At 62.4% G+C, this 14,082-nt stretch carries 16 protein-coding genes; 4 read left to right on the plus strand and 12 right to left on the minus strand.

Annotated features, from left to right (window positions below; all coding sequences use genetic code 11):
* The first annotated feature begins 11 nt into the window (after nucleotides 1-11).
* On the plus strand, nucleotides 12-662 hold the full coding sequence (locus DUGA2_RS17660) for a hypothetical protein (RefSeq protein ID WP_083296362.1): 651 nt from the start codon (nucleotides 12-14) through the stop codon (nucleotides 660-662).
* A gap of 169 nt (nucleotides 663-831) precedes the next feature.
* On the opposite strand, the gene DUGA2_RS17665 is transcribed toward DUGA2_RS17660, so the two are convergent.
* Nucleotides 832-1,107, minus strand: a complete 276-nt coding sequence (locus DUGA2_RS17665) for a type II toxin-antitoxin system RelE/ParE family toxin (RefSeq protein ID WP_070270785.1) — start codon at nucleotides 1,105-1,107, stop codon at nucleotides 832-834.
* A gap of 3 nt (nucleotides 1,108-1,110) precedes the next feature.
* Entirely contained in the window at nucleotides 1,111-1,575 is a 465-nt protein-coding gene (locus tag DUGA2_RS33610) for a hypothetical protein (RefSeq protein WP_141753305.1), read from the minus strand.
* 174 nt (nucleotides 1,576-1,749) lie between these two features.
* Between DUGA2_RS33610 and DUGA2_RS17675 the strand changes: the two genes are divergently transcribed.
* Together DUGA2_RS17675 and DUGA2_RS17680 are read left to right on the plus strand one after the other, a co-directional pair.
* The gene (locus tag DUGA2_RS17675; protein ID WP_229214716.1) at nucleotides 1,750-2,301 is read left to right on the plus strand and encodes a cytochrome b; all 552 of its coding nucleotides are present in this window, start codon (nucleotides 1,750-1,752) and stop codon (nucleotides 2,299-2,301) included.
* A gap of 116 nt (nucleotides 2,302-2,417) precedes the next feature.
* Nucleotides 2,418-3,494 carry a patatin-like phospholipase family protein gene (locus DUGA2_RS17680; RefSeq protein ID WP_141753306.1) on the plus strand — a complete coding sequence of 359 codons (1,077 nt, stop codon included), beginning with the start codon at nucleotides 2,418-2,420 and terminating at the stop codon, nucleotides 3,492-3,494.
* Here the strand turns inward: DUGA2_RS17680 and waaA are convergent.
* The 9 genes from waaA to rfbB all read right to left on the minus strand — a co-directional run bounded on the left by waaA (nucleotide 3,491) and on the right by rfbB (nucleotide 12,341).
* Nucleotides 3,491-4,786: a lipid IV(A) 3-deoxy-D-manno-octulosonic acid transferase gene (gene waaA / locus DUGA2_RS17685; protein ID WP_070270789.1), complete on the minus strand. Its 1,296-nt coding sequence runs from the start codon at nucleotides 4,784-4,786 to the stop codon at nucleotides 3,491-3,493. The genes DUGA2_RS17680 and waaA overlap by 4 nt on opposite strands.
* Before the next feature lie 2 nt (nucleotides 4,787-4,788).
* Nucleotides 4,789-5,796: a lipopolysaccharide heptosyltransferase I gene (waaC, locus tag DUGA2_RS17690; protein WP_070270791.1), complete on the minus strand. Its 1,008-nt coding sequence runs from the start codon at nucleotides 5,794-5,796 to the stop codon at nucleotides 4,789-4,791.
* Nucleotides 5,797-5,800: 4 nt separating this feature from the next.
* A complete protein-coding gene (locus tag DUGA2_RS17695; protein WP_070270792.1) occupies nucleotides 5,801-7,183 on the minus strand; it encodes a phosphomannomutase/phosphoglucomutase in 1,383 nt (460 codons plus the stop codon).
* 77 nt (nucleotides 7,184-7,260) lie between these two features.
* Complete coding sequence (locus DUGA2_RS17700; RefSeq protein ID WP_070270794.1) at nucleotides 7,261-7,575, minus strand: H-NS family nucleoid-associated regulatory protein; 315 nt, start codon at nucleotides 7,573-7,575, stop codon at nucleotides 7,261-7,263.
* Nucleotides 7,576-7,641: 66 nt separating this feature from the next.
* Nucleotides 7,642-8,736: a glycosyltransferase gene (locus tag DUGA2_RS17705; RefSeq protein ID WP_008452006.1), complete on the minus strand. Its 1,095-nt coding sequence runs from the start codon at nucleotides 8,734-8,736 to the stop codon at nucleotides 7,642-7,644.
* A gap of 239 nt (nucleotides 8,737-8,975) precedes the next feature.
* A complete protein-coding gene (rfbD, locus tag DUGA2_RS17710; protein WP_070270796.1) occupies nucleotides 8,976-9,833 on the minus strand; it encodes a dTDP-4-dehydrorhamnose reductase in 858 nt (285 codons plus the stop codon).
* A complete protein-coding gene (gene rfbC / locus DUGA2_RS17715) occupies nucleotides 9,830-10,378 on the minus strand; it encodes a dTDP-4-dehydrorhamnose 3,5-epimerase (protein WP_070270798.1) in 549 nt (182 codons plus the stop codon). The genes rfbD and rfbC overlap by 4 nt, the downstream gene beginning before the upstream one ends.
* Complete coding sequence (rfbA, locus tag DUGA2_RS17720) at nucleotides 10,375-11,271, minus strand: glucose-1-phosphate thymidylyltransferase RfbA (protein WP_070270801.1); 897 nt, start codon at nucleotides 11,269-11,271, stop codon at nucleotides 10,375-10,377. The genes rfbC and rfbA overlap by 4 nt, the downstream gene beginning before the upstream one ends.
* Nucleotides 11,268-12,341 carry a dTDP-glucose 4,6-dehydratase gene (gene rfbB / locus DUGA2_RS17725; protein ID WP_070270804.1) on the minus strand — a complete coding sequence of 358 codons (1,074 nt, stop codon included), beginning with the start codon at nucleotides 12,339-12,341 and terminating at the stop codon, nucleotides 11,268-11,270. The genes rfbA and rfbB overlap by 4 nt, the downstream gene beginning before the upstream one ends.
* A gap of 141 nt (nucleotides 12,342-12,482) precedes the next feature.
* Here rfbB and DUGA2_RS17730 point away from each other — a divergent pair, with 141 nt between their 5' ends.
* Entirely contained in the window at nucleotides 12,483-13,334 is an 852-nt protein-coding gene (locus DUGA2_RS17730; protein WP_070270806.1) for a symmetrical bis(5'-nucleosyl)-tetraphosphatase, read from the plus strand.
* Here DUGA2_RS17730 and DUGA2_RS17735 read toward each other — a convergent pair.
* The gene (locus DUGA2_RS17735) at nucleotides 13,331-14,065 is read right to left on the minus strand and encodes a 1-acyl-sn-glycerol-3-phosphate acyltransferase (RefSeq protein ID WP_229214717.1); all 735 of its coding nucleotides are present in this window, start codon (nucleotides 14,063-14,065) and stop codon (nucleotides 13,331-13,333) included. The two genes, DUGA2_RS17730 and DUGA2_RS17735, sit on opposite strands and share 4 nt — an antisense overlap.
* Between the last annotated feature and the right edge of the window lie 17 nt (nucleotides 14,066-14,082).

A 14,082-nucleotide genomic window follows, 5' to 3' on the forward strand; every position in this document is an offset into this window, starting at 1 on the left:
AGGCAGAACCAATGAGTTCAAATAAAAGTGTCGAATTGTTCACCCGCGTGATCAAAGAAAAGCACGCCGTACTTATCCAGTCCGCACATAAGCTGCTGTCAGATATCGCCGGAGACGATCTAGCCACTAAGAAAAATTCAGCCGAACTTGTACAGTCTGGAGCAACAGCGTTGAGGGTGTTACTCGCCCAAAATGACGTACCAAGCTGGCTCAACAACTTAATCAGTCAAACAGCCAATTTCGTTGCTGGGCAGTGGAAAGCAGGGGATTTTTTGCCTAATTTCATCAGTAGCAAGCAAGATCTCGAGCGGCATATTTGGCAATTTGATCAAACCTCAGAAAACGCCTTCGACTTCGATGCAATCTTTGAACACTACAAGAGCGGAAGCCGACTACCTGAACTGTTTGACGAGATCATTCGGATACTTGAAGAGATCGAAGCAAGCGACGAGGTGGATAGCGTCAGTATGCTTAAAGCGTTAGGGAAATTGATCGCAACAATTAAGAAATGCAAGAATGGCTCTTATTTTTCGCTAAACAGTGCCTGGGAATTCCTGCTAAGTTTCTTGAAAAACTATATGTGGGCCGAACTATCAAGCCTTCCGGTGGTGGGTAAGATGCTGGAAGCTCTAGAGAAAACAATTTTCCGAAACGAATGCTGAAATGTTTTCTTTACACAAAAAAGTGCAGGAAGAGATGGAGCTAACAATCAGCTCCGAGGTCAAAGCTCTGGCAAGCAAAACCTCATTCCCATTTCTTACCTACGACCAATCTGGACATACACCGCCTCCCTTGGCAATCACATGTTCGACGAACGTTCAAGCTTGACCTTTATGAGTCCTGACGTGAGTGCATGAGCCGAACGATTTCCATAACTTGCAACTTCGGCCGAACTCGATATACCAACACGATTTGATCCGCAACCCGAAATTCAAACGTTCCCTTGATTCGGCCTTTGTGGCCCAGCATCGGAAAGCCAGCAAGCAGCTCTACTGCTCGCCCGATTTTCTCATCCATCGAGAGCGCGCCTTGAATGCTACGCGCCTCAATGAAATCGAACAGGCGTTCCCTATCCCGCACTGCACGGGCCGACCAGTGCGCGATCATCGCTCAAACCTTGGACAGCTTCTTTAAAAGCTCTGTGCGTCTCGCGGCGAATTTTTCCTCTACGACTGAGTGGGGAATACTAGGACTGGGGTCGTCCAGTGCCTCCTGCACTTGCTGGCGAAACCACGCATTATGTTCTTCATTTTTTTGAGCCTCACGCAGTCTCTCTGCAACCGCAGGATCATTGGTAGTCCGGTCAAGTTTGCTAATGTCGACCAAGAAATGAGGTATTCCATGATCGCGAAGATAATCGTCCAGGGCCTCCAGCGTCGTAAAAATCCGCAAGCCACCATCTTCTAAGGCGAGCGCCTTCGCTGTTCCGCCATGATGAACGAGCAGATGCCATCCTTCTTTCAAACCGAATGCGCGCGCCACTCGAGATTTTTGTGGCGCCAGCAATTCCATCAATACAGTTTGATCTATGGGCTGGAACGTAGTCTCCATACTGCCTCCCACGATGGTCTTCATCGGTCTTTGAGTATAGCAAGATGCTCTGGTTTCAACCCGATTCGGGTCAATACCAGTTGGCCTTTTCGATCCACGCGCACGAGAAGCAGGCCTTATTCCTAAAGGCGTCCACGTAAGTGGTGTGGCGCCCGACCAAAACCAGTTGACGTTTCCACAATGCCGCCGTACCGTGTCATGATGGACACCAAACAAAAATTCAGCCTCGCCACCATCGCCCTGCACTGGCTAGTGGCGGCCAGCATCATCGGTCTGATCGCGCTCGGCATCTACATGGTCGAGACCGAATCCTGGCATCTATATCACATCCATAAGTCGATAGGCCTGCTGGCCTTCGCGGCGATCTTGGCGCGGCTGGCCTGGCGCTGGCGCAATGGCTTGCCGCAGCCGGTGCGGCCGATGTCGCGCATCGCACATGTCACCGCCGTCGCCGCCCACATCGTGCTGCTGATCCTGACCGTGGTGCTGCCCATTACCGGCATGATCTACTCAGGCGCCAGCGGCAACGGCTTCGGCATCTTCGACTGGGAAATCTTCCCCAGCCGCTACGACGCCGGCCAGGCCGTACCGCTCAGCGCACAATGGTCCGATATCGGCCAGGCCATGCACGGCTACCTCGGCTACCTGCTGCTGACGCTGATCGTGCTGCACGCCGCCGCCGCGCTCAAGCACCATGTCATCGACAAGGACGCCACCCTAAAACGCATGCTGGGCCGCACGCCGGGCTAAACATATCAACAACACAATTATCCGTTTCGCAAATATCGACCATTCGATATTGAAAGTTGCCGTACGGAATTTACCGTGTTACCTTATGCTGCATTGCCGCATAAGGATTAAACATAATGCAACAGAGTATCAAAAAGAAAACCGGTCTGGTCTTGGGCGGTGGCGCTCCGAATTCGCCGCTGATCGCCGGCGCGCTGGCTGCCTTCCTGGACCAGGAAGTCGAATTTGACGTGATCTCCGCCTCGGGCGCGGGCGTTCTGATGGGCTTGCTGTACGCAGCCCCGCTGGACGCCACGCCGCGCGAGGCCCTGAAACGCTGGGCCGATACCGGCGTCTCCGACACCATCTACAAGATGATGCCGGTGAATTACAAGATCTTCCACAAACCCGGCCAGGAAGCCGATGTGTTCCGCAACGCCTTCGCGCCGAGCGCCAGCCATCCGGTTTTTGGTGCGATGCAAAACGTGTTCGGCAAGGGCCAGCTGCCGTGGACCGACTGGAGCCAGCTGCTGATGTCGACCATGTCGCCATCCAACCTGTCCGCCAAGAGCCTGGGCCTGTGCGCGCATGCGCCGTTCCTGGAAGGCGTGGTCGATTTCTCCGCCATCGCCAGCATGAAGCCGGAGTTCTACATCAACGCCTACAATTTGAACCAGCATCGCATGAAGATCTGGGACAAGCATGAAATCCAGGCCGAGCATGTGCGCGCCGCGCTGTCCTTCCCCTTCCTCTACGCGCCGACCGAAATCGACGGCGAGGACTACATCGAAGGCGCCGCGCTGGAGACACTGAATTTCGATCCCTTCATCGAAGGCAAAGGCGAGCACCACGACACCGACACGCTGATCGTGCTCGATATCCTGGGCGACGAGCGCCTGCTGCGCAAGCCGCGCAATCTGTATGATGCGTGGGTGGGTTCGATGATCACGCCGCTGGTGAAGATTTCGCAGAACCAGATCCGCCTGTTCGAGTTGGAGCACAACACCGACCGCAAGACCGGCCTGCCGAAACGCCGCATGCTCAAGCTGGAGCTGATGGCCGCCGTGCCGGACGACCATATGCCGAACACCATGGACTGGTCGACGTCGAATATGCAGTTCCTGTTCGATATCGGCTACAAGGCGGCGACGCGCTTCTGCCGCCAGCACTCCACCGTGCTGCGCTACGCCGAAGAGACGGAACTGGCGGGTTAACGCAGGGGTTGGATCAGCGCCGGCAGCAATGCCAGCGTGCGGCGCGTGGCGCCGCGATGCTGGTTGGCGAAGGCCAGCGCGTTGCGGCCCATGGCCGTGCGCGCCGCTTCGTCGTTCAGCAAACGCCCGGCGGCGGATATCAGCTGCGCCGCATCGGCGACGCGCTGCGCGCCGCCCGCAGCCAGCGCATCTTCCGTCACCAGCGCGAAGTTGAAGGTGTGCTGGCCGATCAGCACCGGCTTGCCCAGCGCCGCCGGCTCGATCAGGTTCTGGCCGCCCAAGGGCAGCAGGCTGCCGCCCACAAAGGCCACATCGCAGGCCGCGTAGTAGGCGAACATCTCGCCCATCGAATCGCCCATCAGCACATCGACAAAGCCCGGCAGCACGGCATCGCCGCCATCCAGTGCCAGCTTGCTGCGGCGCTGCACGTTCAGGCCGTGCGCGCCGATCATCTTTTCCACCTCGTCGAAACGCTGCGGATGGCGGGGTACGATCAGCAGCAGCACATTGGCCGGCAACGCCGCCCGCTCGCGGCGGAAGGCGTCCAGTATCAGCTCTTCCTCGCCCTCGCGCGTGCTCGCGCACAGCAGCACCGGGCGATCGCCGATCACGCCGCGCAGCGCGGCGCCGACGGCCAGCGCCGCATCCGGCACCACCACGTCGAACTTGATGCTGCCGGTGATTTCCACGCGCTGCACGCCCAGCGAGCGCACGCGCTCCGCATCGGCCGCCGTCTGCGCGGCGACCAGCGAGATGCCGCGCGCCGCGTCCACCAGCAGGGAACCGAAACGGCGCGACCGGCGCAGCGAACGTTCGGACAGGCGGGCGTTAGCCAGCACCACCGGCACGCCGCGCTTGCCGCACACCGCGATCAGGTTGGGCCATACCTCCGTCTCCATCAGGATGCAGACGGCAGGCTTGAAATGTTTGATGAAGCTGCCGACCATGGTCGCCGTGTCATACGGCAGATAGGACTGCACCAGCCGCGCGCCATGCTTGGCGAACAGCGTCTTGCCGGTGGCGCGGCCGGTCGGCGTCATGTGGGTGAGGACGATGCGGCTGTGCGGATACTCGGCCAGCAGGGCGTCGACCAGCGGCTCGGCGGCGCGCGTCTCGCCCACCGACACGGCGTGTACCCACAAGGTCTGCGTGGTGGACGACGGGCCGCTGTAGAAGCCCAAACGCTCGCCCCAATGCTGGCGATAGCCCGGCTCCTTGCGGCCGCGCAGCCACAGGCGCGCCAGCACCAGCGGCAAGGCCAGCCACCACATCACGGAATAGAAAAGTCGCATAGTTACGCCAGCAGGCTGCGGGCCGCCGCCAGTACTTCGGCCACCGGCGGCGGTGTGCCCCGGTCGCCCAGGTTGATGATGCGCGGCGACCAGTTGCCTTCGGTTTTCCAGCGCGGCGAATCGGCGTAGATCTCCACCGTCGGCCGCACGAAGGCAGCGGCGATATGGGTCAATCCCGTATCGACGCCGATCACCAGGCCGGCGTGACGCGCCAGCAGCATCGCATCGGCCATCGACAACTTGGGCAGCACGCGCGCGTTCGGCAGGCCTGCGGCCAATACTTCGGCTTCGGCCTTCTCTTTCGGCGAGCCCCATGGCAGCAGGATGGGCATGGGCGCCAGTTCGCGGCCCAGCGCTATCCAGTTCTCCGGCGCCCACTTCTTCGGATCGCGCGCGGTGCCGTGGAAGTAGACGGCGTATGGCCCGGCAGGCATCCAGTCCGGACGCGGCTCGCTGGCCGATACCTCGGGCAGGCCGAAATCGGCCGGCGTATCGACCGCATAACCCAGCGCCGCACCGGCCACCAGGCGGCCGCGCGCCACCGCGTGCGTGCGCGGATCGGTCGGGATGCTCAGGTTGTGGAAGATGCGCGAGATGCCTTCATAGCCCGAGCCTTCGCTGCCGTTGGCCAGGCCGACCTTGCGGCCGCCCTTCACCACACGGGCCGCGCCCATGATGATGCCGGTCTTCAGCAATCCCTGCGTGTCGAATACATAGTCGTACTGCTGCTCGCGCAGGGTACGGAAGAAGTGCTTGATCTCGGCGCGGGTCTCGGGCTTGCCGAGACTCTTGCGCCAGCGCCGCAGCGCAAACGGAATGATGGTGCGCACGCGCGCGTTGAGCCGCACCAGGCTGACGTAGCCCTCTTCCACCACCCAGTCGATATTCGCGTCCGGGAAATGGCGGGCGATATCGGCCACCATCGGCAGGTTGTGCAGCACGTCGCCCAGCGAGGAGACGCGCACCAGCAAAATGTTCAGCGGCTTGCGGCCGCCCGTTCGCGCCGTCATGCGCTTAGAACGGCAGTTCCGCGTCCGGCTTGGCAGCCAGGATCACGCTCTTGAACTGGCCCTGGATGCGCGCCAGCGCGGCCGGCGTTTCAGCCTCGAAGCGCATCACGATCACCGGCGTGGTGTTGGACGAACGCGCCAGGCCGAAGCCGTCTTCGTATTCCACGCGCAGGCCGTCGATGGTGATGATCTGCACGTTGCCGGGGAACTTGGCGTCGCTGCGCAGCTTGTCCATGACGATGACGTTCTCGCCTTCGCTCAGGTGCAGGTGCAGCTCGGGCGTGCTGTCCGACTGCGGCAGCGAGTTCAGCAGCTTGGACGGATCGGCTACACGTGTCAGGATTTCCAGCAGGCGGGCGCCGGAATACAGGCCGTCGTCGAAACCGTACCAGCGGTCCTTGAAGAAGATGTGGCCGCTCATTTCGCCGCCCAGCGGGGCGCCGGTTTCGCGCAGCTTGGCCTTGACCAGCGAGTGGCCGGTCTTGTACATCAGCGGCACGCCGCCGTGCTTGCTGATCCATGGCGCCAGGTGGCGGGTGCACTTGACGTCGTACAGGATCTGTTCGCCCGGATGGCGGCTCAGCACGTCGGCCGCGAACAACATCATCTGGCGGTCCGGGTAGATGATCTGGCCGTCCTTGGTGACGACGCCCAGGCGGTCGCCGTCGCCGTCGAAGGCGATGCCCAGCTCGGCGTCGGTCTGCTGCAGGCAGCGGATCAGGTCTTGCAGGTTTTCCGGATGCGCAGGATCCGGGTGGTGGTTCGGGAAATTGCCGTCCACCTCGCAGAACAGTTCGACCACTTCGCAGCCCATGCCACGGAACAGGTCGCCCGCGAAGGCGCCGGCCACGCCGTTGCCGCAATCGACGGCGATCTTGATCGGGCGCGCCAGCTTGACGTCGCCGATGATGCGCTCCAGGTATTGCGCGCGGATGTCGTGGGTGCTGTAGGCGCCCTTGGTCGCGGCCGAGGAACCGTCATGGTCGACGATGCGCTGGTACAGCGCGGTGATCGCCTCGCCGTGGATGGCTTCGCCGGCCAGCACCATCTTGAAGCCGTTGTAGTCCGGCGGATTGTGGCTGCCCGTCACCATGATGCCGGACGCGGCGCCCAGCACATTGGTACCGAAGTAGACCATCGGCGTGGCCACCACGCCCAGGTCGATCACGTCCACGCCTGCCGCCTGCAGGCCCTCGGCCAGCGCCGCCGTCAGCACCGGGCCGGACAGGCGGCCATCGCGGCCGATCACAACCTTGGTCTCGCCCTTGGCCAGCGCGGCCTGGCCGAACGCCTGGCCGATCTGGCGCGCTACGCCCGCATCCAGGGTTTTATCGATGATGCCGCGAATGTCGTAAGCCTTGAAGATCGTTTTGGATAAAGAAACCATAGTGTGGGAATGTATGCGAAGGGGGTGTAGTGAAGCGGCCGGTCATGCCGGCCGCCGCTTATCGAAGTGCAGGCAGTTTAAACCTTTAAGCCGGCGATGTCTTTACCGGATTCCAGCCAATCCTTGACCCATTTGGGCTGGCGGCCACGGCCGGTCCACAGCTGGGTTGCGTCGGCCGGATTGCGGTAGCGCGGCGCCACGCTGCCGGTCTTGGCGCGTGCGCTGCCGGCGCCGCCGACCAGGTCTTTCAGCGGAACGCCCACGCTTTGGGCGATCGCCAGTATCTGTTCGCGCGCTTTGGCCAGGTCCTGGCTTTCGCGCTGCTTTAATTCATGTTTAACTTGTTCCTGCAGTTTCCGTAAATCCGCAGAGGACATATTCGACAGATCCATATGGTATTCCTTTTAAGTGAAGTGATATAAAGCCCGGCGGGAATATATTACATCAACATAAAAAATTCAGGTTTTCTTATGGCGTATCATCCAGCGCGGGGCTTTAAATCGGACGATGCGCACATAAATCCAGATGTAACTGCTGATAAACAAAATACAGAAACACATTAATGCCCAGGTATGGCGCCAGAATACCGTGGCCGGTATCACCGCCATCAGCGAAAACAGCCATAAATACGGCGACGTCATCGAATTGCGGCGTATCAGCGCCCTCGCCTCTTTGCGGCCGACCGCCCATTGCACAATGCGGCGGAAGATCAGGCTATGCAAATGGATACCGTCCGGCATGGCCGGCGACTTTCCACGGACAAACATTCGTCGATAAACGGAAAATAAGGTTTCAAAGGTCGGATAGATTAACAGCAGCGCCGCGTACCAGGTGGAAACCTGCGGATTGCGCATCACCAGCAGCAAGGCCAGCTCGCCCAGCATGAAGCCGATAAAATACGCGCCGCCGTCGCCCAGGAAGATCATGCCCACCGGGTAGTTCCAGATCAGGAAACCGGCCGTGGCGCCCGCCACCATCAGCGCCGCGATCAGCACGAACATATCGTTGACCTGCAGCGCCACGTAGCCCAGCGACAGCAGCATGCAGATGCACACCACGCTGGCCAGGCCGTTGAAACCGTCGATGATGTTGACCGCGTTCGCGATGCCGGCCACGGCCAGCACCGTCAGCGGCAGGGTCAGCCACATGTATTGCAGCGGCCAGGCGGAAAACGCCCAGTCGATGCGGTCGACGCGGGCGTCGAGCAGGAAATAGCCGAGTCCGGCGGCGGCCATGGTCAGCACCAGGCGGCGCGCGGCGCTGACGCGGCCGGTGTAATCCTCGACTATGCCGCCGACAAACGCCACGGCGGAACAGGCCAATAAGGACATCAGCCAATGCGTCATCGCCGGCACGCGCCAAATGGAAATGAAGGAGCTCAGCGCCACCGATAAAAAGATCGATAAGCCGCCGATACGGGCCACGTGGTGGGCGTGCACTTTTTGCACCCCCATGAAATCGGAATCGAGCGCAGGACCGTGCAATCTCGCTTCTTTAATCACCAGCAGGGTTAGCAGCGCGGAAGCGACAAAGCTCAGTAAAAAGGAAAACATATTTATCTATACGAAATTACCGGAGACGCTCACCGATAAGGATGGCCAGCAGGCTAACACGCGATTGTACCGGATTAAGCGGGGCGGTCTTAAATTGATAGCCGGTAATAACCGATCGGCATCAACCATTGGCCGGATTGCAACGCCGCGCGCGGCATGCGGGCGGCGGCGCGCCCGCATCATAGCAGCAGCCCATCCAGCGGGCGGCATTGCTTACCAATCGATACAACTCGGGGACGTTACTCCATGCACAGGTGCAAGGCGTCTTTCCAGTCCGGCAAATGGCAGAAGCGCGCCATCAGCCGCTCGGACGACATCACCGAGTACTGGGGACGTTTGGCCGGCACCGGATACTCGGCGCTGGTGATCGGCAGCACGCGGCATTCCAGCCCCGCCGCCGCGACGATGGCCTGGGTGAACTCGAACCAGGTGGTCTGGCCCTGGGCGCTCAGGTGATACACGCCGCTGTTCTGCACCCACCACTCGCGTCCGCCCGCGTGGGCTTGCGACAGCACCAGCGCGGTGGTGTCGGCGATGGTGCGGCTCCAGGTCGGCGCGCCGTGCTGGTCGGCCACCACGCGCAGCTCGTCGCGCTCTCTGGCCAGGCGCAGCATGGTCAGCAGGAAGTTCTTGCCGCGCATGCCGTACACCCAGCTGGTGCGGAAGATCAGGTGCGGAATGCCGGCCGCGGCGATGGCCTGTTCGCCGGCCAGCTTGCTGGCGCCGTAGACGTTGAGCGGGCCGGTCGCATCGTCCTCCACCCGCGCCGACGGCGCGCTGCCGTCGAACACATAATCGGTCGAGTAATGCACCATGGCCGCGCCCAGCAGCTTGGCTTCCTGCGCCATCAGGCCGGGCGCCTCGGCGTTGACGCGGTGCGCCAGCTCCGGCTCGCTCTCGGCCTTGTCGACCGCCGTGTAGGCGGCCGGGTTGACGATCAATTGCGGCTTTTCACGGCGGATGACGTCGCGCACCTGGTCCAGGTCGGACAAATCCATCACCTTGCGGTCCACCGCCACCACCTCGCCTATGCCCTGCAGGCTGCGCGCCAGCTCGTAGCCCACCTGGCCCGTACTGCCGGTCAGCAGGACTTTCATGCAAACACCTCGGCGTCGGCCAGCAGCGCGGCGGCCTGGTCCTTGCCGGACAGCAGCGGCGCGGCGTCCAGCGCCGGCCAGAGTATGCCGATGGCGGGATCGTTCCACAGTATCGAGCGCTCGTGCTCGGGCGCCCAGTAGTCGGTGGTCTTGTAGAGGAATTCGGCGGCGTCGCTGGTGACGACGAAACCGTGGGCAAAGCCCGGCGGTATCCACATCTGCTTCTTGTTCTCGGCCGACAGTTCGATGCCGTACCACTGGCCGAAGGTCGGCGAGCTCTTGCGCAAATCGACGGCGACGTCGTACACGCTGCCGGCGGTGGCGCGCACCAGCTTGCCCTGCGCCTGCTGGATCTGGTAGTGCAGGCCGCGCAGCACGCCCTTGGCCGAGCGCGAATGGTTGTCCTGCACGAAGGGCAAGCTCACGCCGGTCAGCTCGGCGAAGCGGCGGGCGTTGAAGCTCTCGTAGAAAAAGCCGCGGTCGTCGCCGAACACGCGCGGCTCCAGCACCAGCAAGCCCTCCAGCGGTGTCGCGATCACATTCATCGTGGGACGACCTTGTCTTCGAGGATTTGCAGCAGGTACTGGCCGTAATTGTTTTTCTTCAGCGGCTCGGCCAGCTTGCGCAGCTGGGCGGCGTCGATATACCCCTTGCGGTAGGCGATCTCTTCCGGGCACGCCACTTTCAAGCCCTGGCGTTTTTCGATGGTGGCGATGAATTGCGAGGCATCGAGCAGCGACTCGTGGGTGCCGGTATCCAGCCAGGCCATGCCGCGCCCCATCACCTCGACGTTGAGCTGCTGCTTTTCCAGGTAGACGCGGTTGACGTCGGTAATCTCCAGCTCGCCGCGCGCGGACGGCTTGATGCTGGCGGCGATGTCGCACACCTGGTTGTCGTAGAAATACAGGCCGGTGACGGCGTAGTTCGATTTCGGCTTCAGCGGTTTTTCCTCGATCGACACGGCGCTGCGGTTCGCATCGAACTCGACCACGCCGTAGCGTTCCGGATCCTGCACGTGGTAGGCGAACACGGTGGCGCCGTCGGTCTGCTCGGTGGCGTGGCGCAGCAAGGCGTCCAGGTCGTTGCCGTAGTAGATGTTATCGCCGAGGATCAGCGCCGACGGCGCATCGCCGACGAATTCCTTGCCGATGATGAACGCTTGCGCCAGGCCGTCCGGCGAGGGCTGCACCGCGTAGCTGATGCTGATGCCCCACTGGCTGCCGTCGCCCAGCAGATCCTGGAAGCGCGGCGTGTCCTGCGGCGTCGAGATCAGCAGGATCTCGGTCATGCCGGCCAACATCAGCACCGTCAGCGGATGGTAGATCATCGGCTTGTCGTAGATCGGCAGCAGTTGCTTGGAGACGCTCATCGTCACCGGATACAGGCGGGTGCCGGAGCCGCCGGCCAGGATGATGCCTTTGCGGTTAGGGATGCTCATTGCTGGCCTTCGCGGTTAAAGTAATTGGTTTCCACCCACTTGGCGTAGCTGCCCGACTGCACGTCGGCCACCCAGGCCTGGTTGTCCAGGTACCACTGCACGGTCTTGGCGATGCCGGTCTGGAAGGTCTCGGCCGGTTTCCAGCCCAGTTCGCGCTCCAGCTTGCGGGCGTCGATGGCGTAGCGGCGGTCGTGGCCGGGCCTGTCCTTGACGTAGGTGATTTGCGCGCGGTAGCTGGCGCCGTCGGCCTTCGGTTTCAGCTGGTCCAGCATGTCGCACAGCGTGTGCACCACGTCCAGGTTGGCCATCTCGTTCCAGCCGCCGACGTTGTAGGTCTCGCCCAGGCGGCCCGCTTCCAGCACGCGGCGGATCGCGGCGCAGTGGTCGCTGACGTACAACCAGTCGCGCACCTGCTGGCCGTCGCCGTAGATCGGCAGCGGCTTGCCGGCCTGCGCGTTGGAGATGATCAGCGGGATCAGCTTTTCCGGGAAGTGGTAGGGGCCGTAGTTGTTGGAGCAGTTGGTGGTCAGCGCCGGCAGGCCGTAGGTGTGGTGATACGAGCGCACCAGGTGGTCCGAGGCGGCCTTCGACGCCGAGTACGGGCTGTTCGGCGCGAACGCGGTGGTCTCGCTGAACGGCGCGTCGTCCGGGCCCAGTGTGCCGTAGACCTCGTCGGTGGACACGTGCAGGAAGCGGAAGGCGGCCTTCTCGTCCTCCGGCAGCGCCGACCAGTAGGCGCGCGTGGCTTCGAGCAGGCTGAAGGTGCCGTTGATGTTGGTGTTGATGAACTCGCCAGGGCCGAGGATGGAGCGGTCCACATGGCTCTCGGCGGCGAAGTGCACCACCGCGCGCGGCTTGTGCTGCTGGAACAGCGCCAGCACCTGGGCCTGGTCGCAGATGTCGCCGCGCACAAAGGTGTGGCGCGCGTCCTGCTTCAGCGAGGCCAGGTTGTTCAGATTGCCGGCATACGTCAGCTTATCGTAGTTGATGACTGGCTCATCCGACTGGGCCAGCCAGTCGAGGACAAAATTCGAGCCGATGAAACCCGCACCACCTGTCACAAAAATCATTTAGTATCCCGCAGCAAGAGTCAAATTAGTCGTAAGCATGATTTTATGTGAAACTGCCCTGCTACCGGGCAAAAATCGACACCCCGCACTCTGATTTCAGGGTATTTCAGATTTCAAAGCAACGAACCACAGAGCATCCATATGAAAACCTATGTAATCGGGGATTTACAGGGCTGCCACGAGCAGACCCTGGCGCTGCTGGAGCGCGTCCACGCGCATGCCGGCGAGGACGAGCCCGTCATCCTGTTCGCAGGCGACCTGATCAATCGCGGCCCGGATTCGCTGGCCACGCTGCGCCACGTGCGCGCGCTGGCCATGGGCAGCGGCGGCCGCATCGACAGCGTGCTCGGCAATCATGACCTGCATTTGCTGGCCGTGGCCTATGGCATCCGGCCCGAGCACAAGTCCGACACGCTGGCCGAGATCCTGCACGCGCCCGACCGCGACGAGCTGATCGACTGGCTGCGGCGCCGTCCGCTGGCCATCCACACCCAGGGCCACGTGCTGGTGCACGCCGGCCTGCTGCCGCAATGGACGGCGGCGCAGGCGATGGCGCTGGCCGGCGAAGTGCAGCAGATGCTGCGCGGCCCGAACATGGCGGAATTCCTGGCCGAGATGTACGGCAACCTGCCCGACCAATGGAGCGATGCGCTGCAGGGCGCGGACCGGCTGCGCTGCATCATCAACGCCATGACGCGGCTGCGCTTCTGCGACGCCGACGGCGTGATGGATTTCAAGATGAAGGAAAGCGGCAAGGCCGAGGAAGGCTCGGGCCTGATGCCGTGGTTCGAGGTGCCGGGCCGGCGCAGCCGCAAGGAGACGGTGGTGTTCGGCCACTGGTCGGCGCTGGGGCTGACCTTGAAGCCGCATTTGATCGGCCTCGACAGTGGCTGCGTGTGGGGCGGCCAGCTGAGCGCCGTGTGCCTGGAAGACCGCAGCCTGCTGCAAGTGCAGTGCCCGGAGTTCCAGCAGCACGGCGGCAAGAAGACTTAGTGAGGCGCCGCCGTCACGCCCAGCGCGGCGGCGACGGCCTGGTGCGTGGCCTCCGCCAGGTCGCGCCGGTGCGCGCCGATGCTGGCCATGGCCGGCAGTATCGTCAACCGCGCCTTCACCGGCGGCCCATCCAGGATCAGCATGATGCTCTCGGCGAAGGTGGTCTCGCCGATGAAGTCCACCGACGGATGCGAAGCGCCCGACGGATCGCGGTAGGACAATGCGATCGCCTGCACCGGCACCTTGGCGTCGATGGCCGCCTCGAACAGATTGGCGTGGAACGGCAGCAGGCTGCCCTGCGCCGCCGTGGTGCCTTCCGGGAAGAAGGCCACGCGCTCGCCGCGCTCCAGGCTGTTCACCAGACCCTTGAAGATATGCCGCAGGTCGCGCCGGTTGCCGCGCGCGATGAACACGGTGCCGGCCTTCTCCGCCAGCCAGCCGGCCAGCGGCCACGCGCGGATCTCGGCCTTGGCCACGAAATGGCTGGGATGCAGGCTGTGGATGACGAAGATGTCCAGCCACGACACGTGATTGGCCACCACCATCGCCCGGTCCAGCAGCGGCACGCCGGCGCTCTGCTCCACCGTCACATTGCACATTGCCAGCAGCCGGGTCGACCAGCGGCGGATGTGGCCGTTACGCTTTTCCTGTCCACTCCAGGGGAACACGGTCGCGCAGATCGCCATTCCCCACAGCACATGCACAAACACCCGCGCGAGGCGGAAGATCATCGAAATCTTCATGCCAT

Source organism: Duganella sp. HH101, from assembly GCF_001758795.1.
GTDB lineage: Bacteria > Pseudomonadota > Gammaproteobacteria > Burkholderiales > Burkholderiaceae_D > Rugamonas > Rugamonas rivuli.

Excerpts from the sequence above, each read along its gene's own strand:
- DUGA2_RS17660 (WP_083296362.1), top strand. The coding sequence starts at position 12 with ATGAGTTCAAATAAAAGTGTCGAATTGTTCACCCGCGTGATCAAAGAA.
- DUGA2_RS17665 (WP_070270785.1), bottom strand. The coding sequence starts at position 1,107 with ATGATCGCGCACTGGTCGGCCCGTGCAGTGCGGGATAGGGAACGCCTG.
- DUGA2_RS33610 (WP_141753305.1), bottom strand. The coding sequence starts at position 1,575 with ATGAAGACCATCGTGGGAGGCAGTATGGAGACTACGTTCCAGCCCATA.
- DUGA2_RS17675 (WP_229214716.1), top strand. The coding sequence starts at position 1,750 with ATGATGGACACCAAACAAAAATTCAGCCTCGCCACCATCGCCCTGCAC.
- DUGA2_RS17680 (WP_141753306.1), top strand. The coding sequence starts at position 2,418 with ATGCAACAGAGTATCAAAAAGAAAACCGGTCTGGTCTTGGGCGGTGGC.
- waaA (WP_070270789.1), bottom strand. The coding sequence starts at position 4,786 with ATGCGACTTTTCTATTCCGTGATGTGGTGGCTGGCCTTGCCGCTGGTG.
- waaC (WP_070270791.1), bottom strand. The coding sequence starts at position 5,796 with ATGACGGCGCGAACGGGCGGCCGCAAGCCGCTGAACATTTTGCTGGTG.
- DUGA2_RS17695 (WP_070270792.1), bottom strand. The coding sequence starts at position 7,183 with ATGGTTTCTTTATCCAAAACGATCTTCAAGGCTTACGACATTCGCGGC.
- DUGA2_RS17700 (WP_070270794.1), bottom strand. The coding sequence starts at position 7,575 with ATGGATCTGTCGAATATGTCCTCTGCGGATTTACGGAAACTGCAGGAA.
- DUGA2_RS17705 (WP_008452006.1), bottom strand. The coding sequence starts at position 8,736 with ATGTTTTCCTTTTTACTGAGCTTTGTCGCTTCCGCGCTGCTAACCCTG.
- rfbD (WP_070270796.1), bottom strand. The coding sequence starts at position 9,833 with ATGAAAGTCCTGCTGACCGGCAGTACGGGCCAGGTGGGCTACGAGCTG.
- rfbC (WP_070270798.1), bottom strand. The coding sequence starts at position 10,378 with ATGAATGTGATCGCGACACCGCTGGAGGGCTTGCTGGTGCTGGAGCCG.
- rfbA (WP_070270801.1), bottom strand. The coding sequence starts at position 11,271 with ATGAGCATCCCTAACCGCAAAGGCATCATCCTGGCCGGCGGCTCCGGC.
- rfbB (WP_070270804.1), bottom strand. The coding sequence starts at position 12,341 with ATGATTTTTGTGACAGGTGGTGCGGGTTTCATCGGCTCGAATTTTGTC.
- DUGA2_RS17730 (WP_070270806.1), top strand. The coding sequence starts at position 12,483 with ATGAAAACCTATGTAATCGGGGATTTACAGGGCTGCCACGAGCAGACC.
- DUGA2_RS17735 (WP_229214717.1), bottom strand. The coding sequence starts at position 14,065 with ATGATCTTCCGCCTCGCGCGGGTGTTTGTGCATGTGCTGTGGGGAATG.